General features: G+C 70.7%; 18 protein-coding genes, 1 tRNA gene and 1 pseudogene. 10 read left to right on the top strand and 10 right to left on the bottom strand.

Features of this window, described 5'->3' with window-relative positions; all coding sequences use genetic code 11:
* Positions 1 to 2: 2 nt before the first annotated feature.
* Together ACNTMW_RS24875 and ACNTMW_RS24870 are read right to left on the bottom strand one after the other, a co-directional pair.
* A complete protein-coding gene (locus tag ACNTMW_RS24875; RefSeq protein WP_426636197.1) occupies positions 3 to 464 on the bottom strand; it encodes a cyclic nucleotide-binding domain-containing protein in 462 nt (153 codons plus the stop codon).
* On the bottom strand, positions 464 to 1,609 hold the full coding sequence (locus ACNTMW_RS24870) for a 4Fe-4S dicluster domain-containing protein (RefSeq protein ID WP_426636196.1): 1,146 nt from the start codon (positions 1,607 to 1,609) through the stop codon (positions 464 to 466). The genes ACNTMW_RS24875 and ACNTMW_RS24870 overlap by 1 nt, the downstream gene beginning before the upstream one ends.
* Positions 1,610 to 1,686: 77 nt before the next feature.
* Here ACNTMW_RS24870 and ACNTMW_RS24865 point away from each other — a divergent pair, with 77 nt between their 5' ends.
* The 4 genes from ACNTMW_RS24865 to ACNTMW_RS24850 all read left to right on the top strand — a co-directional run bounded on the left by ACNTMW_RS24865 (position 1,687) and on the right by ACNTMW_RS24850 (position 4,842).
* Positions 1,687 to 2,538 carry an Acg family FMN-binding oxidoreductase gene (locus ACNTMW_RS24865; RefSeq protein WP_426636195.1) on the top strand — a complete coding sequence of 284 codons (852 nt, stop codon included), beginning with the start codon at positions 1,687 to 1,689 and terminating at the stop codon, positions 2,536 to 2,538.
* The gene (locus tag ACNTMW_RS24860; protein ID WP_426636193.1) at positions 2,493 to 2,642 is read left to right on the top strand and encodes a hypothetical protein; all 150 of its coding nucleotides are present in this window, start codon (positions 2,493 to 2,495) and stop codon (positions 2,640 to 2,642) included. The genes ACNTMW_RS24865 and ACNTMW_RS24860 overlap by 46 nt, the downstream gene beginning before the upstream one ends.
* 948 nt (positions 2,643 to 3,590) lie before the next feature.
* Complete coding sequence (locus ACNTMW_RS24855; protein ID WP_426636192.1) at positions 3,591 to 4,022, top strand: patatin-like phospholipase family protein; 432 nt, start codon at positions 3,591 to 3,593, stop codon at positions 4,020 to 4,022.
* 379 nt (positions 4,023 to 4,401) lie between these two features.
* Complete coding sequence (locus tag ACNTMW_RS24850) at positions 4,402 to 4,842, top strand: alpha/beta fold hydrolase (protein WP_426636191.1); 441 nt, start codon at positions 4,402 to 4,404, stop codon at positions 4,840 to 4,842.
* A gap of 57 nt (positions 4,843 to 4,899) precedes the next feature.
* Here the strand turns inward: ACNTMW_RS24850 and ACNTMW_RS24845 are convergent, their stop codons facing one another.
* The 7 genes and pseudogenes from ACNTMW_RS24845 to ACNTMW_RS24815 form a co-directional block, all read right to left on the bottom strand.
* Complete coding sequence (locus ACNTMW_RS24845; protein ID WP_426636190.1) at positions 4,900 to 5,577, bottom strand: response regulator; 678 nt, start codon at positions 5,575 to 5,577, stop codon at positions 4,900 to 4,902.
* Positions 5,574 to 8,183, bottom strand: coding sequence for a DUF4118 domain-containing protein (locus ACNTMW_RS24840; RefSeq protein WP_426636189.1), 2,610 nt, complete (start codon positions 8,181 to 8,183; stop codon positions 5,574 to 5,576). Before ACNTMW_RS24840 ends, ACNTMW_RS24845 begins: the two co-directional genes overlap by 4 nt.
* A 42-nt stretch (positions 8,184 to 8,225) precedes the next feature.
* Positions 8,226 to 9,095 (bottom strand): potassium-transporting ATPase subunit C, encoded by an 870-nt coding sequence (locus ACNTMW_RS24835; protein WP_426636188.1) that lies wholly within the window; start codon positions 9,093 to 9,095, stop codon positions 8,226 to 8,228.
* Between the two features lie 3 nt (positions 9,096 to 9,098).
* Positions 9,099 to 11,281, bottom strand: a pseudogene (gene kdpB, locus ACNTMW_RS24830) (potassium-transporting ATPase subunit KdpB).
* A 20-nt stretch (positions 11,282 to 11,301) separates the two neighbouring features.
* The gene (gene kdpA, locus ACNTMW_RS24825; RefSeq protein WP_426636187.1) at positions 11,302 to 12,963 is read right to left on the bottom strand and encodes a potassium-transporting ATPase subunit KdpA; all 1,662 of its coding nucleotides are present in this window, start codon (positions 12,961 to 12,963) and stop codon (positions 11,302 to 11,304) included.
* Positions 12,963 to 13,052 carry a K(+)-transporting ATPase subunit F gene (gene kdpF, locus ACNTMW_RS24820; RefSeq protein WP_426636186.1) on the bottom strand — a complete coding sequence of 30 codons (90 nt, stop codon included), beginning with the start codon at positions 13,050 to 13,052 and terminating at the stop codon, positions 12,963 to 12,965. The genes kdpA (ACNTMW_RS24825) and kdpF overlap by 1 nt, the downstream gene beginning before the upstream one ends.
* Before the next feature lie 117 nt (positions 13,053 to 13,169).
* On the bottom strand, positions 13,170 to 13,550 hold the full coding sequence (locus ACNTMW_RS24815; RefSeq protein ID WP_426636185.1) for a hypothetical protein: 381 nt from the start codon (positions 13,548 to 13,550) through the stop codon (positions 13,170 to 13,172).
* 349 nt (positions 13,551 to 13,899) lie between these two features.
* Between ACNTMW_RS24815 and ACNTMW_RS24810 the strand changes: the two genes are divergently transcribed.
* From ACNTMW_RS24810 to ACNTMW_RS24785, 6 genes are all read left to right on the top strand, one after another.
* On the top strand, positions 13,900 to 15,777 hold the full coding sequence (locus ACNTMW_RS24810) for a sensor histidine kinase (RefSeq protein ID WP_426636184.1): 1,878 nt from the start codon (positions 13,900 to 13,902) through the stop codon (positions 15,775 to 15,777).
* Positions 15,778 to 15,979: 202 nt separating this feature from the next.
* Complete coding sequence (gene kdpA / locus ACNTMW_RS24805) at positions 15,980 to 17,632, top strand: potassium-transporting ATPase subunit KdpA (RefSeq protein WP_426636183.1); 1,653 nt, start codon at positions 15,980 to 15,982, stop codon at positions 17,630 to 17,632.
* A gap of 82 nt (positions 17,633 to 17,714) precedes the next feature.
* A complete protein-coding gene (locus ACNTMW_RS24800; RefSeq protein ID WP_426636182.1) occupies positions 17,715 to 19,091 on the top strand; it encodes a DUF2254 domain-containing protein in 1,377 nt (458 codons plus the stop codon).
* A 194-nt stretch (positions 19,092 to 19,285) separates the two neighbouring features.
* Positions 19,286 to 19,615, top strand: coding sequence for a hypothetical protein (locus ACNTMW_RS24795; RefSeq protein WP_426636181.1), 330 nt, complete (start codon positions 19,286 to 19,288; stop codon positions 19,613 to 19,615).
* Positions 19,616 to 19,907: 292 nt separating this feature from the next.
* Complete coding sequence (locus ACNTMW_RS24790; RefSeq protein WP_426636180.1) at positions 19,908 to 20,768, top strand: slipin family protein; 861 nt, start codon at positions 19,908 to 19,910, stop codon at positions 20,766 to 20,768.
* A 673-nt stretch (positions 20,769 to 21,441) separates the two neighbouring features.
* Positions 21,442 to 22,914, top strand: a complete 1,473-nt coding sequence (locus ACNTMW_RS24785) for a site-specific integrase (RefSeq protein WP_426636179.1) — start codon at positions 21,442 to 21,444, stop codon at positions 22,912 to 22,914.
* On the opposite strand, the gene ACNTMW_RS24780 is transcribed toward ACNTMW_RS24785, so the two are convergent.
* Positions 22,880 to 22,953: transfer RNA gene (locus ACNTMW_RS24780), tRNA-Pro, on the bottom strand. The genes ACNTMW_RS24785 and ACNTMW_RS24780 overlap by 35 nt on opposite strands.
* Positions 22,954 to 23,008 lie beyond the last annotated feature (55 nt).

Raw genomic sequence — 23,008 nt, 5'->3', positions numbered from 1 at the left:
GGTCACGACGGCACCTTGTACAGGTCCAGCAGCCGCATCCGGGTCGCCTGCAGCCGTTCCACGACCACCTGCGTGAACCGGCTGGTCAGCTGGTAACCAAGCTCCGGGTTCTCGGCGCAGAGCCGGCACACCCCGGGACCGTCCAGGCTGACCGCGGACGTGGTCTCCACCGCGAACGCGCCGAAGTGCCAGCGGTACGGCGGGAACAGCCACGACCAGCCGAGCACCGCGCCGGGGCCGAGCGTCTCCACGACGACGTCACCCCGTCCGGGCACGTGCGTGTCGAGGTCGACCCGCCCGGAGTTGATCAACCAGAACCGGTCGGCGTGGCCGCCTTCGGAGAACACCCGACTGCCGGTGCGCAGCACACACCGGCTCGCCAGCCGCGACAGCAGCCGGAGATGATCATCGGGCAACCCGGCCAGGAACGCACTCGCGGCCAGCAGGTCGTACGCGCTCTCCATCACCGCTCCCCGCACGAGCAGTCGCCTCCGCGGCACCCGCCCGTCGCGGCGTCGTACTCGGCGGCGAGCGCGTGCGTCTCCTCGGTGATGTCGATTCCCACCGGACACCACACGATGCACCGGCCGCAGCCGACACAGCCGGACTCGCCGAACTGGTCATGCCAGGTGCCCAGCTTGTGAGTCAGCCACTGCCGGTACCGGCTGCGCCGCGACGAGCGCACCGGGCCGCCGTGCAGGTAGGAGAAGTCCAGGTCGAAGCAGGATTCCCAGCGCAGCCACCGCTCGGCGTGATCCCCGGTGAGGTCGGTCGTGTCCTCGGCGCTCGTGCAGAAGCAGGTCGGGCACACCATCGTGCAGTTCCCGCAGGACAGGCAGCGGGCCGCCACGTCGTCCCACCGGGCCGCCTCGAGGGTACCGGCCAGCAGCGCCCGCAGGTCGGCCGCCGGGAGCGTGCGGCCCATCCGCTCGGCCGCGACCTCGACCGCTTTCCGGGCGCGGGCCGTGTCGTCCGGCTCCGCAACCTCATGGGGCAGCCGGTCGAGCAGGTACCGGCCCGCGTCGCTGCCGGCGTCGACCACGTACCGGAGACCGTCGCCGTCGGCCAGCTCGGTCAGGGCCAGGTCGTAGCCGTCTTCGGCGCCCGGGCCTCCCCCGGCCGACACGCAGAAGCAGGTCTCCCCCGGCTCGGTGCAGTTGGCCGCGACGATGAAGATCCCCTCCCGCCGCCGGGCGTACCGGCTGTCCGCCCCGGCACCGAGGACGTGATCCAGCACGGCGATCGCCCGCAGATCACACGGGCGCACCCCGAGGAACGCGTACCGGGGCGGCTCGTACGCCGGCTCGGTGACAGTGAAGCTGCCGTCACTCTCGCGCTCCGCCGACCAGAGCTGCTGACGCGGCGGGTGCAGGAACTGCTTCCACGACTGCGGCCCGGCCGAGTTGGCGAATGCCGCCCGATCATCGCGCTCACGCAGCCGGTATCCGCCCGGGGAAAGGGTGACGCCCCAGCCGTAGGGCAGCGCGTCGGCGCTGTCGATCTCGGCCAGCACGATCGCGCCGTCCCGGACCGTCGGCCCGACCACCCGGTACCCGTCTTCGCGCAGGGTCGCGACCAGCGGCTGGAGCGAGTTCAGCAGCATGGGCATAGCGCGTCCCTCCGGACGGTCACCTCCATCCGACCCGAGCATGCCCGCCAGCGGTTAGGGTCGAAGGTCCTCAGGCTGTGGTCACAAGTGACTCTAGGGGCATCACCGTCGCGCAGCCGACGCTGCGGATACGACCCCGACGAGGAGGCCACGCCATGCCCACCACCGCCACCGACGCGCTCACAACGGCGGCGGAAGCCGCGCTGCGCGCACCGTCGATCTTCAACACTCAGCCCTGGCGCTGGCGTGTTGGACCCGACATCCTCGAGCTGTCAGCCGACCCGGACCGCCAGCTGCCGGTCACCGACCCCGACCACCGGCTGACCACACTCAGCTGCGGAATCGCCCTGCACCACGCCCGCACAGCCCTAGCCGCCGAGGGCCGCACCGACGCGGTTGACCGGCTACCCGACCCGGCCCGCCCCGACCTACTCTCGCGTATCCGGATCACCGGCCATCGCGCACCCACACCGGCCGACATCCGGCGCTACCAGGCCACGCTGATCCGACACACCGACCGGCGACTGTTCACCGACCAACCCGTATCGGCCGACGCGCTCGGCCGACTCCGCGACGCCGCCGAAGGCCAAGGGGCTCACCTGTACCTGATGCGCGCGGAGGACATCCCAGCGTTAGCGGCCGCGGTATCCCGCGCCCAGACGGTGCAGAGCGCCGAACTGGCCTACCGCTCCGAACTCGCCCATTGGACCCGAGAAGCGGAAGCCGGCGGATCCGGCGTACCAGCCGACACCGCGACTCCGCCAATGCCCCGCGTCGTGCCGGTACGAGAGTTCGGTATCGAGGGCACCGGCGCGCTCGCCCCGGGCACGGCCACGACGAGGCGGCGACCTACGCGGTGCTCGCCGGTGACGCCGACGATCCCGTGGCCTGGCTGCGTGCCGGCGAGGCGCTGTCGGCTGTCCTGCTGACCGCGGTCAACGAGAATCTGGCGGTGTCGCCGATGAGCGACGTCATCGAGGTACCCACCGCCCGCATCCAGCTGCGCAACCAGAAACCTGGATCAAGCCCGTGACCTGCGTCGGGACGGCCGGATTTGAACCGACGACCCCTTGACCCCCAGGACGTTGCGCTACACGTTCCCGCACGTCAAACGCGCTATACCTCCCCGACTGACGTGTCGCGAGGTGCTGCACGTTCGGCATCGCGCACAACGTGTGGTCCCCGGATGGTCCCCAGCAGTCCCGGCCGACCAAGCGCGGGTACGCGGCTTGCCGGCAGCAGAAATCCGGCTTCCCGGCCGGCCGACCACCGGGAGGCCGGGCGGCTTCCCGGGCCGCCGACTCTCCGCGTGCGCCCGGACCGCCCGGAAGCCTCAGCACGTAGCGTCAGCTTGGGAATTGCATGAGGATTGCGTCCCGGCCGGCACTGACACTGATCATCGCGGTCTCCTGTGACCTGAGCTACCCCGGCTGATCCTCTGCTTGTGGCCCACGCATGCCCCGGCATGCTTCGCGTTCTCAGCGAGGGATCTGTACCGGTGGTGGCGGAAAAGCCTCGGGACTGCACATGCACCGGCGGTGCGCGATACTGACCGTCGCGAATCTATGGGGAGGCGCGCATGGGCGGCAGGGCACTTGTGCTGGGCGGCGGTGGGGCGACCGGACTTGCCTGGGAGGCAGGCATCCTTGCTGGGCTGGCTGACTCCCACCTCGATATCACTGCGGCTGACGCGGTAATCGGTACGTCGGCAGGCGCACTGGTCGGAGCCCAGGTCTCCACCGGCGCTGGCCTGGAGCGGCTGTACCTCACCCAACTCGACGGGGGTGGACCGGCTGCGACCAAGGCGCCCGTGTCGGCCATGCTCCGATTGGCGTGGCTCTTGTTGCGCAACCGCGAGCAGCACCGGTACCGCGTGCGTGTCGGTGAGTTCGCGTTGGCAGCCGCTACCCAGCCGGCAGTCGAGTAGCGCGAAGAGATCGCCGCCCGACTGCCGGTGCACACCTGGCCCGACCAGCTCTTGATGATCATCGCGGTGGACGCGGCGTCGGGCGAGCGAGTCCCCTTCTCCAACAACGGCGAGGTTTCTCTGATCGACGCGGTGGCCGCGAGCGCGGCCGCACCTGGATTTCGGCCTCCAGTTCGGATTGGCGGGCGGGTGTACATCGATGGTGGCGTCGCCTCGTGTGCCAACGCTGACCTCGCTACCGGCTATGACCGGGTCCTCGTGATTTCGCCTGTAGCGAGCGGTTCCGGCCCGATCCCCAGCGTCAAGGCCCAGGTGGCGGAGTTGGAGAAGACGACGCGGGTGGCCCTGGTGGTTCCCGACCGGGCGTCGCGCAGGGCTATGGGCCGAAACCCCATGGACATCACGCGGAGGGCCGACGCCGCACGAGCTGGACGCGCCCAAGGCACCGCGGTCGCCGCCGAGATCGGGAAGGTGTGGTCACAGTAGGTGCCGCCGCAGGTCACGGTCTGAAGCTCGACCGGCGTAACTGCCTAACAACTGTCCCGCTCAGCGCGATGCATCGCGGACGGTCGGTACTCGCCGCCGGCGCGGCCATCGTGACCAGTCTGCTTTCTTGACCGCCGGTCAAGGTACGCCAGGAACGCCCAGCAAAGATCAACGTGGTCCCCAGGGTCAATCCAAAGATCTGGATCAAGCCTGTGACCTGCGTCGGGACGGCCGGATTTGAACCGACGACCCCTTGACCCCCAGCTATATAACGATTCTGCTATGCCATGTTGGACAGTGCTGATAGCTACATAGAAACGGACAGAACGGCAGTCTTCGGCTCTTCACTGTCTCCCCATGCCATCTCGTCCGCCACTTCGTGATCTTCATTGTTACCACGTCTGTTACCACGCTCGATCAAGTGCGGCGTCTGTCAGCCAGTCCGGACCGCTCTCCGGGTGAACTGCCTACAGACATCTTTCCCGCGCCGCTCCAGCCCGGCCAGGACCGATCGCGAGGTACGGTGCACGAGCCGAGCGACGCGCACGTGGAATGGATGACGCTGGTGGCCCGGCACAGCCGCAGCAGCGGTGCGCCCTCGCCGTTGCCGCTGGCCATGGTGGAGCGGTGGCGGGATGTGCCGTGTGCGGTAATTGTCGGTGAGCAGGACTGTTTCCTGCCCACCGCGCGGCTTCGGGCGGCGTTCCGGGAGAAGTTGGGCGTCGGCCTCGGCGTGGTGACGGACGCCGGTCACCTCACCACCGAGGAGTGCCCCGAGTACCTGGCCGAGGTCATCGACGCTACCGCCCTCCTGCGTTGATATCCGCACAACGCCCGGATCACAGCGCCGCCGGCGATGGACGAACCCGTCGTGCGATCAGGGCTGGAACCGGTAGCCCATGCCGGGTTCGGTGAGCAGGTGACAGGGCCGGCTGGGGTCGGATTCGAGTTTGCGGCGCAGGTGAACCATGTACTGGCGCAGGTACTGGGTTTCGGTTTTGTAGGTGGGTCCCCAGACCTCCTGGAGCAGTTGTCGTTGGCTGACCAGCTTGCCGGGGTTGCGGATCAGCACGGTCAGCAGCTGCCATTCGGTGGCCGTGAGGTGGACGGTAGTGCCGTTGTCGGCTTGCACCCGGTGGCTGGCGAGGTCGATGGTGTAGCGGCCGATACGCGCGCCTGGTGGTACCTCCGGGCTGGTGAGGCGTCGGGTGACGGCGCGGACGCGGGCGAGCAGCTCGTCGACGTTGAAGGGTTTGGTGACGTAGTCGTCGGCGCCGGCGTCGAGGGCGTCGACTTTCTGGCGGCTGTCTAGGCGTCCGGAGAGGATGAGGATGGGGACCGGGGTCCAGGTGCGCAGCTTGCGGATGACCTCGGCGCCGTCCATGTCTGGCAGTCCGAGGTCGAGGATGACCAGGTCGGGGCGGTGGGTGGCGGCGGCGTGTAGGGCTTCGGCGCCGTCGGCGGCGGTGACGACGTCGTAGTGGCGGGCGTGCAGGTTGATGCGCAGGGCGCGCAGGATCTGCGGTTCGTCATCGACGATGAGCACGCGGGTCATGGGGTGGCTCCGTCACTGCTAGCCGGCGAGGAGTCGAGGGGCTCGAGGATGGCCCGGTCGAAGCTGCGGTCAGCTGGCGGTGGGGCGGCCGGCAGCGTCAGGATCATGGTGAGCCCGCCGCCCGGGGTGACGTCCGGATTCAGGGTACCGCCCATGGCTTCCACCAGGCCGCGGGACAGCGCCAGCCCCAGGCCGACGCCGGTGGCGTTGTCGCGGTCACCGAGGCGCTGGAAGGGCGCGAAGATGCGGTCCCAGTCGGTGGCGGGAACGCCCGGCCCGTGGTCGATCACGCGTACCTCGACCTGGCCGCCGTGCGCGCTGGCGGTGATCATCGGGGGATGGTCGGGCGGGCTGTAGCGGACCGCGTTGGACAGCACGTTGACCAGGGCCCGTTCGAACAGGGCCGGGTCGACGCGCACCTCGGGCAGGCCGTCGGGGATGCGGAGGGTGATGGCGCGGCCGGCGTCGCCGAGCTCGTCGACGGCGGCGGGAATGGCTTCGGCCAGGCTGATCAGCTGCGGGAACACAGCCAGGGCGCCGGCCTGCAGGCGGCTCATGTCGAGCAGGTTGTCGACCAGCCGGCCGAGCCGGTCGTGGGATTCTTCGGCGGTGGCGAGCAGTTCGTCGCGGTCGGCGTCGCTGAATTCCACGTCGGGGCTGCGCAGGCTGCTGACCGCGGCCTTCGCCGAGGCCAGCGGGGTGCGCAGGTCGTGGCTGACGGCGGACAGCAGGGCGGTGCGCAGCCGGTCGACCTCGGCCAGCGGTCCGACGGCGGCGGCCTGCTCGGCGAGGCGTTCCTGGCGCAGCGCGATGGCGGCCTGGGCGGCGAACGCCTCGACGAGCCGCCGGTCGGCGGCGGCGAGGGGGTGTCCGCGCAGCACCAGGGCGATCTGGTCGTCGACGGCGACGTCGGCGTCGCCCTGCGCCGGGGTCAGGCACGGCTGGTCGCCGACGGCGGCCGCTACCCGCCAGGCGGCGGGGTCGCGCTGCACGTCCGGGCCGGGTCGGGCGTCGGGGCGGCGCTCCAGCAGGGTGACGCCGGTCAGCTGGAAGGTCTCGCGCAGTTGGTCGAGCAGCGCGGGCAGGGGGCGGCTGCCGCGCAGCACGCTGCCGGCGAGGGTGAACAGTGTTCCGGCCTCGGCGCGGGCGCGGGCGGCCTCGCTGGTGCGTCGGGCGGCCAGGTCGACGACGGTGCTGACCGATACCGCGATCAGCAGGAAGACCGCGAGGGCGAGGATGTTCTCTCGCTCGGCGATGGTCCACTCGTGGATGGGCGGGGTGAAGTACCAGTTGAGCAGCGCGAACCCGGCGACCGCGGCCAGCAGTGCGGGGTACAGGCCGCCGACGAGCGTAACCGCGACGACGGCGGCCAGGTAGAGCAGGATGTCGTTGGACAGCGTCAATTGGCCACGCAGCTGGGTGAGCGCGGCGGTCAGCAGCGGGAGCGCGACCGCGGCGAGGGCGAACCCGGCCAGCCTCCGACGCAGCGTCAGTCCCCGGGTGAGGGCGATCGGCACCCGACCGCGTTTGACCTCCTCGTGGGTGACCAGGTGCACGTCGATCGGGCCGGACTCGGCGGTGGTGGTCACCCCCACCCCGGGGGAGAAGAGCTGCGCGAGGCGGCCGCGGCGGCTGGCGCCGAGCACGAGCTGGGTGGCGTTGACGCCGCGGGCGAAGTCGAGCAGCGCGGCCGGGATGTCGTCGCCGACGACCTGGTGGTAGGTGCCGCCCAGACTTTCGACGAGCGCGCGTTGGCGGGCCAGGTGCGCCGGGTCGGCGCCGGCCAGCCCGCTGCCGCGGGCGACGTGCACGGCGAGCAGGTCCGCGCCCGTGCTGCGGTCGGCGATGCGGGTGGCCCGGCGGATGAGCGTGTCGCCCTCGGGGCCGCCGGTGAGCGCGACGACCACCCGTTCGCGGGTCTCCCAGGTCGTGTCGATGTGGTGTTCGGCGCGGTAGCGGTCGAGCTGTTCGTCGACCTTGTCGGCCAGCCACAGCAGGGCCAGTTCGCGCAGCGCGGTGAGGTTGCCGAAGCGGAAGTAGTTGCTGAGTGCCGCGTCGATCTTGTCCGGGGTGTAGACGTTGCCGTGGGCCATCCGCCGGCGCAGCGCCTCGGGGGTCATGTCGACCAGTTCGATCTGCTCGGCCCGGCGCACGACCTCGTCGGGGACGGTTTCGCGTTGCGGTACCCCGGCGATCTGCGCGACGACGTCGTTGAGCGATTCCAGGTGCTGGATGTTGACGGTGGTGATGACGGCGATACCGGCGTCGAGGAGTTGCTGGATGTCCTGCCACCGTTTGGCGTTGCCCGAGCCAGGCACGTTGGTGTGGGCCAGCTCGTCGACCAGCGCGACTTGTGGGCGGCGGGCGAGCACGGCGTCGAGGTCCATCTCGGTGAACGCCGCGCCCCGGTAGGTGATCGTCTTGCGGGGTACCACCTCCAGGCCGTCCACGAGGGCCTCGGTGTGCTTGCGGCCGTGGCACTCGACGAAGCCGACGACCACGTCGGTGCCACGCTCGCGGCGACGCTGGCCTTCCTCGAGCATCTTGTAGGTCTTGCCGACGCCGGGGGCGGCGCCGAGGTAGACGCGCAGCTGACCGCGAGCCATGTTTCGCCGCTCCCTTCCGCGCCGGCCGCCCGACGCCGCGCGTCACCTGCGGTACGGGTACCGCTGGTCCAGGTCGAGGTTGAGCGCGGCGACGTTGACCGCCGGCTGGCCCAGGAACCCGAGGGCCCGGCCCGTGGTGTGCGCGTCGACCAACTTCAGCACAGCCGCGACGTCGACGCCGCGGACCCGGGCCACCCGTGCCGCCTGCAGTCGCGCGTACGCCGGGCTGATGTGCGGGTCGAGGCCGCTGCCGCTGGCGGTGACCGCGTCTGGGGGCACGGCCGGCACGGCTGGGGCGTCGCCGCGTACCGGGGTGACGATACCGCGGGAGTAGTCCACGCCGGGGTGCGCGCACTCCACGGCGACGCCGAGGTAGCGGGTGACGAACGATACGGCCGGGCAGGTCTCGTTGAGGCTGACCACCCGGGTCACCGGCCCGGTGACGCCACCGCGCCGGAACACCGCGAGCACCGCCCCGACCCCACCGGCCGTGCAGTACGGGCGGCGCCCGTCGATCCCTTCCAGGGCGCCGACTGCCCGGCTGCGGTCGCAGATCTGGGTGAGCAGGCTGGGCTTGTCCGGGCCGCGGTCGACGACGTTGTCGGGGCCGAGGTTGGAGGCGCCGCTGGCGGTCGGGTCGTACCCGTTGCCAGTTCCGGCCGCCGAGGGGCGGGACTGGAAGTACTGCGCGAGGGGTTTGCCGCGGGCGTCGGTGAAGGACTGGCCGATGAGGGCGCTGCCCACGGTGCGGTGCCCGTCGGTGAGTAGCGAGCCGTTTGCCTGGTGCGACAGTCCGGGGAGCTGGGCGACGGCGGTGACTACCAGTGGGTAGGCGACACCGGTGAGCACGGTGAACACGAGCAGCACGCGTAGTGCGGCGAGGTGCTGGGACAGCCAGGGCAGCCGGAGCATGGCTCACATCCCGGGGACGAACTGGACGAGCAGGTCGATGAGCTTGATGCCGATGAACGGCGCGATGATCCCGCCGAGGCCGTAGACGAGCAGGTTGCGGCGCAGCATCGCGGCCGCGCTCGACGGGGTGTAGCGCACGCCGCGCAGCGCCAGGGGGATCAGCGCCACGATGACGAGGGCGTTGAAGATGACCGCGGACAGGATCGCCGAGGTCGGGCTGTGCAGACGCATGATGTTGAGCCGGTCGAGCCCCGGGTAGACGGCGGCGAACATCGCCGGGATGATCGCGAAGTACTTGGCGATGTCGTTGGCGATCGAGAACGTGGTCAGCGCACCGCGGGTGATGAGCAGCTGTTTGCCGATCTGGACGATTGTTTGCCGATCTGGACGATCTCGATCAGCTTGGTCGGGTCGGAGTCGAGGTCGACCATGTTGCCGGCCTCCTTGGCCGCCGACGTGCCGGTGTTCATGGCTACCCCGACGTCGGCCTGGGCCAGAGCCGGGGCGTCGTTGGTGCCGTCGCCGGTCATCGCGACCAGCTTGCCGCCCTCCTGCTCCTTCTTGATCAGCGCCATCTTGTCTTCGGGCTTGGCTTCGGCCAGGAAGTCGTCCACGCCGGCCTCGGCGGCGATCGCCCGGGCGGTCAGCGGGTTGTCGCCCGTGATCATGACGGTGCGGATGCCCATGCGGCGCATCGCGTCGAAACGATCCCGCATCCCGGCCTTGACCACGTCCTTGAGGCCGATCACGCCCAGGGCGCGGGCCGGCTGGCCACCGTGGGCCTCGGCTACCACCAGCGGCGTGCCGCCGCTGGCGCTGATCCCGTCCACCACCGTGGCGACCTGGTCGCTGGTGTGCCCGCCGTTGTCACGGACCCATTTGAGGACCGCGCCGGCGGCGCCCTTACGGATCCGGCGGGAACCGGCCTCGTCGTCGAGGTCGACGCCGGACATCCGGGTCTGCGCGGTGAACGGCACCCACGTGGCGGAGGTCAGTTCGCCGAGCTGGCGTTCGCGCAGACCATAGTGCTGCTTGGCGTAGACGACGACCGAGCGTCCCTCCGGCGTCTCGTCGGCCAGGCTGGACAGTTGCGCGGCGTCGGCGAGCACCTTCTCGTCGACGCCGTCGACCGGCGTGAAGCCTTCAGCCTCCCGGTTGCCCAGCGTGATGGTGCCGGTCTTGTCCAGCAGCAGGGTGTTGATGTCGCCCGCGGCCTCGACGGCCCGGCCGGACATGGCCAGGACATTGCGCTGCACCAGGCGGTCCATGCCAGCGATGCCGATGGCCGACAGCAGCGCCCCGATGGTGGTCGGGATCAGGCACACCAGCAGCGACACGAGGACGATGCCGGTCACGCCGTGCGCGGTCAACGCGGGGCTGTCCGGGGCGAACGCCTGCACGCCCTTCGAGTAGATCGCCAGCGGCTGGAGCGTGGCGACCGCGAGCAGGAAGATGATGGTCAGGGCGGCGAGCAGGATGTTCAGCGCGATCTCGTTGGGGGTCTTCTGCCGGTTGGCGCCCTCGACCAGAGCGATCATCCGGTCGATGAAGCTCTCCCCCGGTTTCTGGCTGATGCGCACGACGATGCGGTCGCTGAGCACCTTCGTGCCGCCGGTGACGGCCGACCGGTCCCCGCCGGACTCCCGGATCACCGGCGCGGACTCGCCGGTGATCGCGGACTCGTCGACGCTGGCGATGCCCTCGATCACGTCGCCGTCACCGGGGATGACCTGTCCGGCCTCGACCACGACGATGTCCCCGAGACGCAACTGCTGCGCCGGCACGGCCTCCTCGTCGAGCCGGTCGGCGCCGGGCGTCCAGTTGCGCAGGCGGCGGGCGATGGTGTCCTTCTTGGCCCGGCGTAGCGTGTCGGCCTGCGCCTTGCCCCGGCCTTCGGCGACCGCCTCGGCGAGGTTGGCGAACACCACGGTCAGCCACAGCCAGCTGGTGGTCAGCCACGCGAACACGCTGGGGTGGGCGATCGCCAGCAGGGTGGTGAACACCGACCCGACCTCGACGATGAACATGACCGGGTTGCGCCACAGTGTGGCGGGGTTGAGCTTGCGCAGCGCGTCCGGGGTGGACGTCAGCAGCTGTCGGGGATCGAGCAGGCCGCCGGAGACCCGGCCCGGGCCGGGTTCGGCCTGCCGCCGCGACCGCGGCCTGTCGACGTTGGTGACGGTCATGAGGTTTCCTTGTCGCGATGTCACCGCAGGCCCTCCGCGAGGGGGCCGAGGGCCAGGGCGGGCAGGAACGTCAGGGCCACCAGAATGGCGGTCACGCCCACCAGCATGCCCACGAACAGCGGCTGGTAGGTCTTGAGCGTGCCAGCAGAGGCAGGTACCGGCGTCTGCCGCGCCAGCGAGCCGGCCAGGCCGAGCACGAAGACCATCGGCAGGAACCGGCCGAGCAGCATCGCCAGTCCTAGTGCGATGTTGTACCAGGTGGTGTTGACCGACAGGCCGGCGAACGCCGAGCCGTTGTTGTTGGCCGCCGAGGTGAACGCGTACAGCACCTCCGACAGGCCGTGCGCGCCGGAGTTGAGCATCGCCGCTCGGGCACTGGGCACCGCCATCGCCGTGGCGGCACCGACCAGTACCACCGCCGGGGTGGTCAGGAAGTACAGCGAGGCGAACTTGACCTCGCGGGCGCCGATCTTCTTGCCCAGGTACTCGGGGGTGCGCCCGACCATCAGCCCGGCGACGAACACCGTGAGCACGGCGAGGATGAGCATGCCGTACAGGCCCGACCCGGTCCCGCCGGGCGCGACCTCGCCGAGCATCATGTTCAGCATCGTCACGCCGCCGCCCAGCGCGGTGTAGGAGTCGTGGGCGGAGTCGACCGCGCCGGTGGAGGTGAGGGTGGTCGCGCTGGCGAAGGTGGCCGAGTTGAGCACCCCGAACCGGGTCTCGACGCCCTCGCTGGCCGCGCCCACCGCGCTCGGCACGGTGCCGGGGTGCAGCCCCTGCAGCACGTTGATCGTGACCACGCTGCCGAGGGCGAGGGTCGCCATCGCGGCGACGATGGCGTAGCCCTGCCGGTTGCTGGCGACCATGCGCCCGAATGTGCGGGGCAGGCTGAACGGGATCACCAGCAGCAGGAAGACTTGCAGCCAATTGGTCCAGGCGGTGGGGTTTTCGAACGGGTGGGCGCTGTTGGCGTTGTAGAAACCGCCGCCGTTGGTGCCCAGTTCCTTGATGGCTTCCTGGCTGGCCACCGGACCACCGGTGACGTGCTGGGTGGCGCCGGCGAGGGTGTGCGCCTCGTGGCCGCTCGCCAGGTTCTGCACCGCGCCGCCGGCGATCAGCACGATCGCCGCGACCGCCGAGATCGGCAGCAGCACGCGCACCACGATGCGCACCAGGTCGACCCAGAAGTTGCCCACCTGCGTCGTTTGGCGGCGGGCGAACCCGCGCACCAGCGCCACCGCCACCGCGATGCCGACCGCGGCGGAGGCGAAGTTCTGCACCGTCAGCCCGGCCATCTGCACCAGGTGCCCCAGGGTGGCCTCGCCGGAGTACCACTGCCAGTTGGTGTTGGTGACGAAGCTGACCGCGGTGTTCCACGCCCCGGCCGGCGGCACCGCCGGGAAGCCCAGCGACAGCCACAGCCGGTTCTGCAGCCGAAGGAACGCATACAGCACCAGCACCGACACCGCGGAGAACGCCAGCACGCTGCGGGCGTACACCGTCCAGGGCTGCTCGCCGTCCGTGTTGACCCCGACCACCCGGTACACCACCCGCTCGGCGCGCAGGTGCCGGGCCGACGTCACCACCCGGTACATGTAGTCACCCAGCGGCCGGTAGGCCGCCGCCAACGCGACCACCAGCACGGCGACGAAGAGCACGCCGGCCGCCGTGTCGCTCATCAGAACCGCTCCGGAAACAACAACGCGACCACCAGGTAGACGACCAGACCGACCGCCAAGAGAAGGCCCACCGTGTTCTCGGCGTTCACAGCCGCTCCACCGCCCGCACCGCGAGTGCCAGCACGGCGAACAGCGCCACCGTCAGCAGCACGAACATCACGTCCAACACGCCTGTCTCCCCATCTCCTCGTCGCTACGGGTGGCCCCTACCCCGTGGTCGTGCGGTGCGACCGGAGCCGCGGCATCGGCTGTAGCCGCCCAGCCTGCGCCCCGAGCAACACCGCGAACGGGTGCCAACGCCGCCGCTGGCGCAGGGCGCGCCGCGCCGCGCCGGTGACCGTGCCCGTCGCAGCGGCCGCCAGCAGGCCGATCACGAACCACCCGTCGAGCCATCCGTGCCAGCTGAGCTCCCCGTACCGGTTGACCAGAAACCCGTTGCCCACCGGCCACGCCACGCCGGCCACCGCGAGCGCGGCCCGGCCGTCGCCGGCCAGTACCGCGACCACCGCAACCGCCGCCGTGAGCAACCCCAGACGGGGGCACGGCGTGCGGGCCAACACCGCCGCCAGTTCCGCTGCCGCTGTCACGCAGACCGCTCCGGACGCCACCGCGATGCCCCTCGGGCAGCGCCCGTCGCCGGTCGGCACCCACCGGGCACGCCATCCGCGCGCTGTTACCGGCAGCCTCCCGGTCAGTCCGGCCACGGCGTCTTTCGCGTCCACAGTTCAAGTGAAGTCAGACCCGGGTCGGCCGCGCAGGGTCCTTTGACGGGTTGTCTACGGCGACGGGCCGAATATTGACGGGACTTCTACACGCCTGCACAGGCGGCAGCCTCGTCGTGTGCCCGGCTGGGCGTCACGATGGTGTGGGGCGCCCCCGTGCGGTGCGTGAGTGGAGCCGACCGTGGCGCGTCGCCGGAGGTGGAGGTTCGACGTGATGCGTACGCACACCTCGCCGGGCGACACCCGGCCGACGTCGCCGCGGGGCCGGCTGCACGTATTTCTGGGCATCGGCCCGGGGGCCGGTAAGACCTACGCCATGCTGGCCGAGGCCAGGCGGCTGACCGGCGCCGGCGTGGACGTGGTCGCCGGGCTGGTGGAGACCCACGGCCGTGCCGACACCGAGGCGATGCTGCAGACGTTGGAGCGTGTCCCGCCGCGACAGCTCCGCCACCGGGTGATGACCTTCGACGAACTGGACGTAGACGGGCTGCTCGCCCGGCATCCGGCGGTGGCGCTGGTGGACGAGCTGGCGCACAGCTGCGCGCCCGGCAGCCGGCACGACAAGCGCTGGGAGGACGTCGAGGAGCTACTCGACGGGGGTATCGACGTGATCACGTCGTTGAACGTGCAGCACCTCGACAGTCTCCACGACGCCGTGGAAACGCTCACCGGCGTCGCCCAGCGCGAGACGGTGCCCGATGCGGTGGTGGCGGCCGCCGACCGGGTGGAGTTCATCGACATCACGCCCGGGCAGCTACGCGCCCGCATCGCCGACCGCGACGTGTTGACCGCCGGCACCGCGACGACGGCGCTGAGCGCCTTCTTCGATGCGGACCGGCTCGCCGCGCTGCGGGAAATGGCGCTCGGCTGGCTGGACGAGCGCGATCTGCTCGACGCCGCCCACCGTGCCGCGGCAGGTGACACGGGGGCGCGACGGGCGTCGACCGAGCGGGTCGTGGCCGCACTGACCGGGGCGCCCGAAGGCGAGCATGTGCTGCGGCGGGCATCGCAGATCGCCGCCACCGTCGGCGGTGAACTGGTCGGCGTGCACGTGCGCGAACCCAGCGGGCTGACCGAGGCCGAGCCGGCGTGGCTGGCCGGCCAGCGCCGACTGCTTGCCGAACTGGGTGGCCGGTACGCCGAGCTGGCCGGCATCGACGTGGCCACCACCGTGCTGGACTTCGCACGCGGCGAGAGCGCCCGTCAGGTGGTCCTGGGCGCCACCCGCCGCTCCCGCCGCCAGGAGCTGCTGCACGGCTCGGTGATCAACAAAGCGATCCGCGACGCCGGGCCGATCGAGGTGCACGTGATCCCGGCCCGCCGGCCCGCCAAGCACGTCGTGCCGGCCGGGCTGGCGGCCCCGCCACCACCGCGGCGTGTCGCGCTACCGGCGCAGCGGCGATTGACCGCCTGGGTGCTTGCCGTGGTCTCCCCGGCGGTGATCACCCTCGGGTTGGTGCCGCTGCGGTCGTCGCTGGGGCTCGCCGGAGCCTTGCTCTGCGCGCTGGCCGCCGTGGTGGCGGTGGCCCTGCTGGGCGGGGTCCGCCCCGCCCTGCTGGCCACGGCGGTCGCCTTCGTGTCCGCCGACTTCTTCTACACCCAGCCGCTGCACAGCTTGCGCATCGCGCGCCTGGTGGACCTCGTCGGGCTGGCCACCTTCGCGATTGTCTCCGTCGCCGTCGGCGGGCTGATCGACCTGCTCACCCGGCAAGGAGTACAGGTGGCTCGCGCGAACGCCGAGGCCGACAATCTGGCCCGGTTGGCCGCCGACAGCGTGGCCGCCCCCGACGGCCTCACCGCGGTGGTCGGCTCGATCCGGCGCACCTTCGATCTCGACGCCGTCACCCTGCTCGACCGGCAGGACGCGGGTTGGCAGGTGGAAGCGGCCGCCGGCAGGACCCGCCTGGAACACCCCGACGAGGCTGGGTACAGCGTCGAAATCGCCTGCGGACGTGTCCTCGCGCTGGCCGGAACCCGGCTCACCGACGCCGACGCGACCCTGCTGCGGACCTTCCTCGACCAGCTTCGCGTCGCCCGGGAACGCGCCCTCCTCTACGACGTTGGGGACACACAGCGCCTGGCAACCGAGTGATCGCCGACGCGCGCGCCCGGCCCCATCGGCTAGGCCAACCACCGCCGCCCGAGGTACCTGCCCAGGTGATGGCACCGCCTGCAGCCGCGTCAAGGGGCAGGGCGAGGGGTAGGGGCCGGGCGCGCCGGGCGTCCGGCGAAGCCCGAACACCGGTGGGAGCCGGGCCGCCGGCCACCGTAGGCCCGGCTGGGGAGGGGGTGCGATGGCCGGCTGGCTCCAGGCCGTCGTGGTCGTCGCCGTCGTCGGCGCGTTGCACGTGCCGTTGGGCGACCACATGGCACGCGTCTACACCGCCGGCCGGCACTGGCGCGTCGAGGCGGCCATCTACCGGCTGTGCGGAATCGACCCCGCCGCCGACCAGCGCTGGCAGTACTACCTGGGTTCACTGCTGGCCGTCTCGGGCGTCGGCGTGCTGCTGCTGTACGCGCTGCTGCGCCTGCAGTCGTACCTTCCCATGTCGCAAGGGCACGGTAGCGTGCCGGCACCGTTGGCGTTCAACACCGCGGTCAGCTTCACCACCAACACCAGCTGGCAGAACTACGCCGGCGAGGCCACGCTCGGGCACCTCGCGCAGGAAGCCGGACTGGGCACCCAGGCGTTCGTCAGCGCCGCCGTCGGCCTGGCCGCCGGGCTCGCGCTCATCCGCGGGCTGACCCGCAGCCTGCACGACGGGGTGGGCAACTTCTGGGTCGACCTCACGCGCAGCATCGTCCGGATCCTGCTACCCCTGTCGGTGGTGTCCGGCGTGCTGCTCATCGCCTGCGGCGTCCTGCAGAGCCCGGGAACCTCGCGCACCGTCACCACCCTGGCCGGCCACCGGCAGACCATCCCCGACGGGCTGGTCGGATCCTGGGAGCCGATCAAGCTGCTGTCCGGCGACGGCGGCGGACTGTTCAACGCGGGCAGCGCCCACCCGTACGAAAACCCAACGGCGTTCACCAACGCCATCGAGATCATCCTGATGCTGCTGGTGCCGACCGCGTTCATCCGTACCTACGGCCGCCTCGTCGGCGACCGCCGGCAGGGCTGGGCGCTGCTCACGGTGGTCGGGCTGCTGTTCGCCGCGTCGCTGGCCGCCACCAGCGTCGCCGAGCACGCCCACCACGACACCGCGCTCACCGCGGCCGGCGCCGCCGCAGAGGGCACCGAGACCCGGTTCGGGCCGCCTGCCAGCGCCCTGTTCGGCACGGCCGCCACCGCCAGCGCCGACGGCGCGGCCAACGCCAGCTACGACAGCTTCGCCAGCCTCGGCGGCGGCACACTGCTGGCCACGATCATGCTGGGCGAGGTCGCCCCCGGCGGCGCCGGCAGCGGCCTGTACGGCCTGGTGATCGTCTCCCTGCTCGCGGTGTTCATCGCCGGGCTCATGGTCGGCCGAACCCCCGAGTACCTGGGCAAGCGGCTGGAGGCCCGCGAGATGAAGCTGATCACCCTGTACCTGCTCGGCACGCCCGCGGTCATCCTGATCGGTACAGCAGTGGCGGTCGCGTTGCCGGCTGGGCGGGCAGCCATCGGCAACCCCGGCCCGCACGGCCTGTCCGAGATCGCCTACGCGTTCACCAGCTCCGCCACCAGCAACGGCAGCACCTTCGCCGGACTGACCGCCGACACCACCTTCTACAACACCGCCCTCGCGGTCACCATGCTCGTCGGCCGCTACCTGCCAATCGTGTTCGTCGTCGCCCTGGCCGGAAGCCTCGCCCGCCAGCAAGCCCGCCCGGTCACCGTCGGCACCCTGCCCACCCACGGGCCGCTGTTCGTCACCCTCGTGACCACGTTCGTGCTGATCTTCACCGCGCTCGACTTCGTCCTCATCCTCGCCCTCGGCCCGCTCGCCGAGGGGCTCCGCCGCTGAGCACGAGCGGACCGAAGACACCCCGTAACACCGGGCCTGCGGGGTAGCGTTGTCGGCATCTCAGCGTCGGGTACGGGCAGTGATGCGCGCAGTCTTTGTGGACTCGTCGTGGCGCCGGGAGGCGCTGCGCACGAACCTGTGGCTGGTGCCGACCATCGAGGTCATCGGCGCGGTCGTGCTGTTCGCGGTGACCCGGACGCTGGATGAAGCCGCCTACCGCAGCCGGGTCGCGCTGCCGCCGTGGGTGATCAACGGCACCGCGGACGCCGCCCGGCAGATCCTGGCCACCCTGGCCGCCGCGGTCATCACCGTGGTCGGCGTCGTCTTCTCGATCATCATCGTGGCGCTGACGCTGACCTCGACCCAGTTCGGTCCCCGGATGCTGCGCACCTTCATCCGCGACCGCGGCGCTCAGCTAACCCTGGGCACCTTCGTGGCCACCTTCGTGTACGCGATCCTGACGCTGGTGACGATCGGCCCCGGCGCCCACGGTGACTTCGTGCCCCACATTTCGATCACCACCACCATCGGGCTCGTGGTCGTCGACCTCGCCGTGCTGATCTACTTCATCGAGCACATCACCCAGATGATCCAACTACCTCAAGTGATCGCCGGCATCGCCGCGGACCTGTCCCAGGCCATCGACGCCCAAACCGCTGGCTGCGATCCCATCGCCGCCTGCGACCCGACCGCCGGCAGGATCGACGACGCCAGCGCGATCACCGCCTGGCTGCCCGACCGGATGCGTGAGCGCGGCGGCTACGTCGCGGCACCGGCCAGCGGCTACCTGCAACTCGTCCGCCACCGGGAACTGGTGCGCATCGCCGCCCGCTTCGACGCCGTCATCCAAGTGCACTACCGCCCCGGGCACTTCCTGACCCAGGGCCAGCGGCTGGCAACCGTATGGCCGGCTACGGCCGCCGGGCAGGTGGCCCGCACGCTGGCCCACGCGCACATCACCGGCCCGTACCGGACCCTGGCCCAGGATGTCGCGTTCGCCGTCGACCAACTCGTCGAGATCGCCATCCGGGCCCTGTCCCCGGCGGTCAACGACACCTTCACCGCGTTGACCTGCATCGACTGGCTCGGCGACAGCCTGACCAAGATCGCCGGCCGGTGGCAGCCGAACCTGGTCCACCGCGACGCCCACGGCGAGGTCCGTCTCATCACCGCCCCGGTCACCTACGACCGGCTCGTCCAGCGGGCCTTCGAAAAGATCCGCCAGGCCAGCCGCGGCATGCCCGCCGTGATGATCCGCCAACTCCAGGTCCTCACCCAGATCATGCAGAACACCACAACCCCGGCGCAGCGCCAGGTCCTGCTCGAGCAGGCGGCGATGATCCAACGCGCCAACCTCGACTCCAACCCCGAGCCGGCCGACCGCGAAGACGTCCAACGTCGCTACGACCAACTCCTGGCACTGAATTCCCACCTGACTGCCGGCCGCGCGAAACGGTGACCTTCGCCGGCGCCACGTGAGGCCGAAAGGCGCACGGACCTCACGCCGCGGTCGCTTCGCCTGCCCAGGCATGGCACATCCCTGGCCTGCGGGCGGCCGCGGGGCACAAACACCAAGGGACCTTCAGCCCTTCCTAGCTGGACTGTCCGGGCCAGGATGGGTAAGGACCCTGGGACGCCGACGAGGTGATCGACATGGCGTTCGCTGTCTTGTTCCTCATCGTGCTGGCACTGCTGCTGGCGACCACCGACGTCGCACCATCAGTTGTCCGGTGGATTGCCAGGCAGCGGCGCCGGGATACGACCGGCCTGCGGCCGAGGTCGCCGGGACAGGTCGACGCGCAGACCATTCTCGAGGTGATCTTCCGAGCCGACTCGCACGGCGAACGAGTCGAGGCCGTACTCACCACGTGGCTGCTCGCCGGTGCACTATCGGGGGAAGAGTACCGGCAGGAGATGGCTGTCCTCGCCGCGCGGGACGCGCTACGCCATCCGCTGGTCGCCCCGCCCCACCGAGACCTGTGATCGAGCATTGCCCCGACGAACGCCGGCACCGTAATGAGCTGACGCGGGCCACAAAGCTGGCCGACCGTGTCGGGACGGAACTATCAATTGGATATTCGACCGGACCCGTATGCAGTGCCGTTTCGACAGGTCCCTCGGGCCACGAGATGTCACCGCCGGACGCCACGGCGGCGCTGTGATCAGCATTCCGGCGGGTGACGGCAGCCCGGTGGACTGATCGCCGGGTCACTGTATCGAACCCGCACCCGCCAGCGCGGGCGAATCCGTGAGTCACATTGAGCGGAGCAAGCAGATGAAGACCCTGATCACCGTTCTCGTCATCGTCCTACTCCTGGCCCTCCTCGGGCTCGCGGTGCGGATCGTCAGGCAGTACGAACGGGGCGTGGTGTTTCGTCTGGGCCGGGTCATCGGATCCCGGGAACCCGGACTGCGGCTGCTCATCCCCGTCGTCGACGTCCTGCACCGGGTGTCGCTGCGCATCGTGACCATGCCGATCCAGTCCCAGGGCATCATCACCCGCGACAACGTCAGCGTCGACGTGTCCGCGGTCGCCTACTTCCGGGTGGTCGACGCGGTCAAGTCGGTCGTCGCGATCGAGAACGTGCAGGCAGCGATCAACCAGATCGCCCAGACGACACTGCGTAAGGTCGTCGGTCAGCACACGCTGGACGAGACGCTGTCCGAAACCGACCGCATCAACGTCGACATCCGCGAGATCCTTGACCGTACGACCAGCGAGTGGGGCGTCGAGGTGACCCTCGTGGAGCTCAAGGACATCCAGCTGCCCGAGAGCATGAAGCGGGCGATGGCCCGCCAGGCCGAAGCCGAGCGGGAGAAGCGCGCGAAAATCATCAACGCCGAGGGGGAATCCCTCGCCGCCGCCGCACTCGGCGACGCCTCGGACACCATGATGGCCCACCCACTGGCGCTGCAACTGCGCAATCTCCAGAGCCTCGTCGAGATCGCAGTGGACAAGAACAGCACCGTGGTGTTCCCCGCTCCCCTGATGAGCACCATCGGCGAACTCAGCTCCTTCCTGACCCGCGAGGCGGCCGCCGCCGTGCCCTCGACGACACCGCCCGACGTCCCCACGCGTGCTGCGGTCGCCAGGCCGAACGGCAGCGGCGACGCCGTCTCCACCGCCGCGAGGTAGACCCGCGGACGTGCCGGCACGACCAGCGCGCGTGCCGATCGATCAGGCTGTCCGGATTCGGCCGCGGTCCGAGCCGGGCAGCCGGGTCGACGGTTTCGGCTGGCGTCTCTGAAACGTCAGCGGTGCCAGCGATGGCTGTTGCACCATTGCACCGAACCCCTTCGCTACGCCAGCACCTATCATGCCCGGCGGTGTCCTGATGGGCACGGGCGAGGGTCGGCGCCCGAAAGGCGCGGATCGACGAACGCGACATAAACCACACACTCGTCGTGAGCGCGCGCCGACCCGTGCACGCTCCCCCCGAGGCTCACGAGGTTATCGCTCGCCGCTTGTTCCAGAGGTTTCCAGCTTGGCTCAAGGCGCCGGACCGACGGTCCGACTGATCTTCAACTGCCGAGCACACGGGCCGCCGTTCGCGACCACGAGATCGAGGCCCAGAAACAAGAAACCGCAGGCCACGGGCCTGCGGTCAACGTCGGAGCTGGTCATTAGGAAACCGCTACTCGCCGACCGTGGAGTCGCCCTGGATTCTCAGTCGACCGGTGACTGCCCGCCCCTTGATGGGGCCGCACCGGGCGGGCGGCTGACCCAGTACAAACGGGGCCGGTGGTCGCGGGGTGGTCGCGCCCGGACAGGCTGGTGGAAAGCACACCGAACCACCAGGGAGATCGTCATGAGGCCGAACCCGCACCGCGGCCGGGTCTACCGCCGCTGCGCCTGCCGCGACCACACCACCGGCAAGCAGCTCGGCGCCCGCTGCCCCCGCCTGATCGCCAATCCACGGCACGGCAGCTGGGGCTTCGCCGTCGACCTGCCATCCCTGTCCGGCCGGCGCGCCACCATGCGCCGCGGCGGCTTCCCCACCCGCAGCGACGCCCGCGCCGCCCTCGCCCGGGTGCTCGACTGCGAACGCACCGGCGTCTACCTCGACGATCGTGAGACCGTCGCGAGCTACCTGGGCCGCTGGCTACAAGAGAAGGCCCGCACCCTGAAGCCGACCACCATGGCCCGCTACACCGACTACGTCACCAAGGATCTCGCGCCTGCCCTCGGCGCAATCAAGTTGGAGCGGCTCAGCCACCAGCACATCGGCCAGTTCGTGCGCGACCAGCTCGCCGTCGGCCGCGGCCCGGTCACCCTGCGCCGCTGCATCGCCACCCTGTCCAGCGCCCTCAACGACGCCGTCCGGCAACGCCGCCTGCCGCACAACCCGGCCCGCTACACCGCCCTGCCCAAGCCGCCGAAGGTCGAACGTCCCTGCTGGACCACCGCCGAGGCCGCCCAGTTCCTGCGCCACTGCCGCACCGTTGACGACCCGCTGGCCGACCTGTTCGAACTGCTCATCGCCACCGGCCTGCGCAAAGGCGAAGCCCTCGCCCTGCGCTGGGCCGACGTCGACCTCGACCAAGGCATGCTGTTCATCCGCCACACCCTCGCCGCCGTCGACAACGCCCACCTGATCTTCACCGACCCCAAGACCCGCGGCAGCCGCGCCTGGGTCGCCCTGTCCGCCCGCGCCATCGCCGCCCTGCACCGCCAGACCGCCCGCCAGCACCGCCAGTGGCCCACCCTGACCGTCCCCGAACCCGAGCGGCTGGTGTTCAGCCGCCCCGACGGCCGGCCCCTACGCCCGGAGTACGTGCTGCGCCACTTCCGCCGGCTGACCACCGACGCCCGCCTGCCCCGCATCCGCGTCCACGACCTGCGCCACGCCGCCGCCACCATCATGATCACATCCGGGGTGCCGCTCGCCGTGGTATCCAAGACCCTGCGCCACAGCACCCTGTCGGTCACAGTGAACATCTACGGCCACCTGACCCGCCAGGCCGCCCACGACGCCGTCGAGGCCACCGCCACCGCGCTCGACACCGCCACCCTGCACGCCGGTCAGCCGCCGATGCCCGCTCCCCCGGCCCCGCGCCGGGCGACCACCCCGCGACCACGCCCCGACAACCGCCACGGCCCCGGCCACCGCCGCCCCACCAGCCGCCCGCACCACCGCCCCGGAACCCGCGCACGGACCAGGCACGGCGCGACCACCCTGCGACCACCCCGGCCCGAAACACAACCAGCGGACACACCCGCCAAGGCGTATCCGCTAGTCACAACCGTCGGGACGGCCGGATTTGAACCGACGACCCCTTGACCCCCAGTCAAGTGCGCTACCAAACTGCGCCACGTCCCGTTGCCGCCACAGCAATGCCGTGGCAGCCGCTACAGCGTAGCGCACGACCCCGGAA

This window comes from Planosporangium spinosum, assembly GCF_049999945.1.
Classification (GTDB): Bacteria; Actinomycetota; Actinomycetes; order Mycobacteriales; family Micromonosporaceae; genus Planosporangium; species Planosporangium spinosum.
The sequence above is the reverse complement of the archived record's forward strand: the minus strand, read 5'-3'. Positions and strand labels throughout refer to the sequence as shown.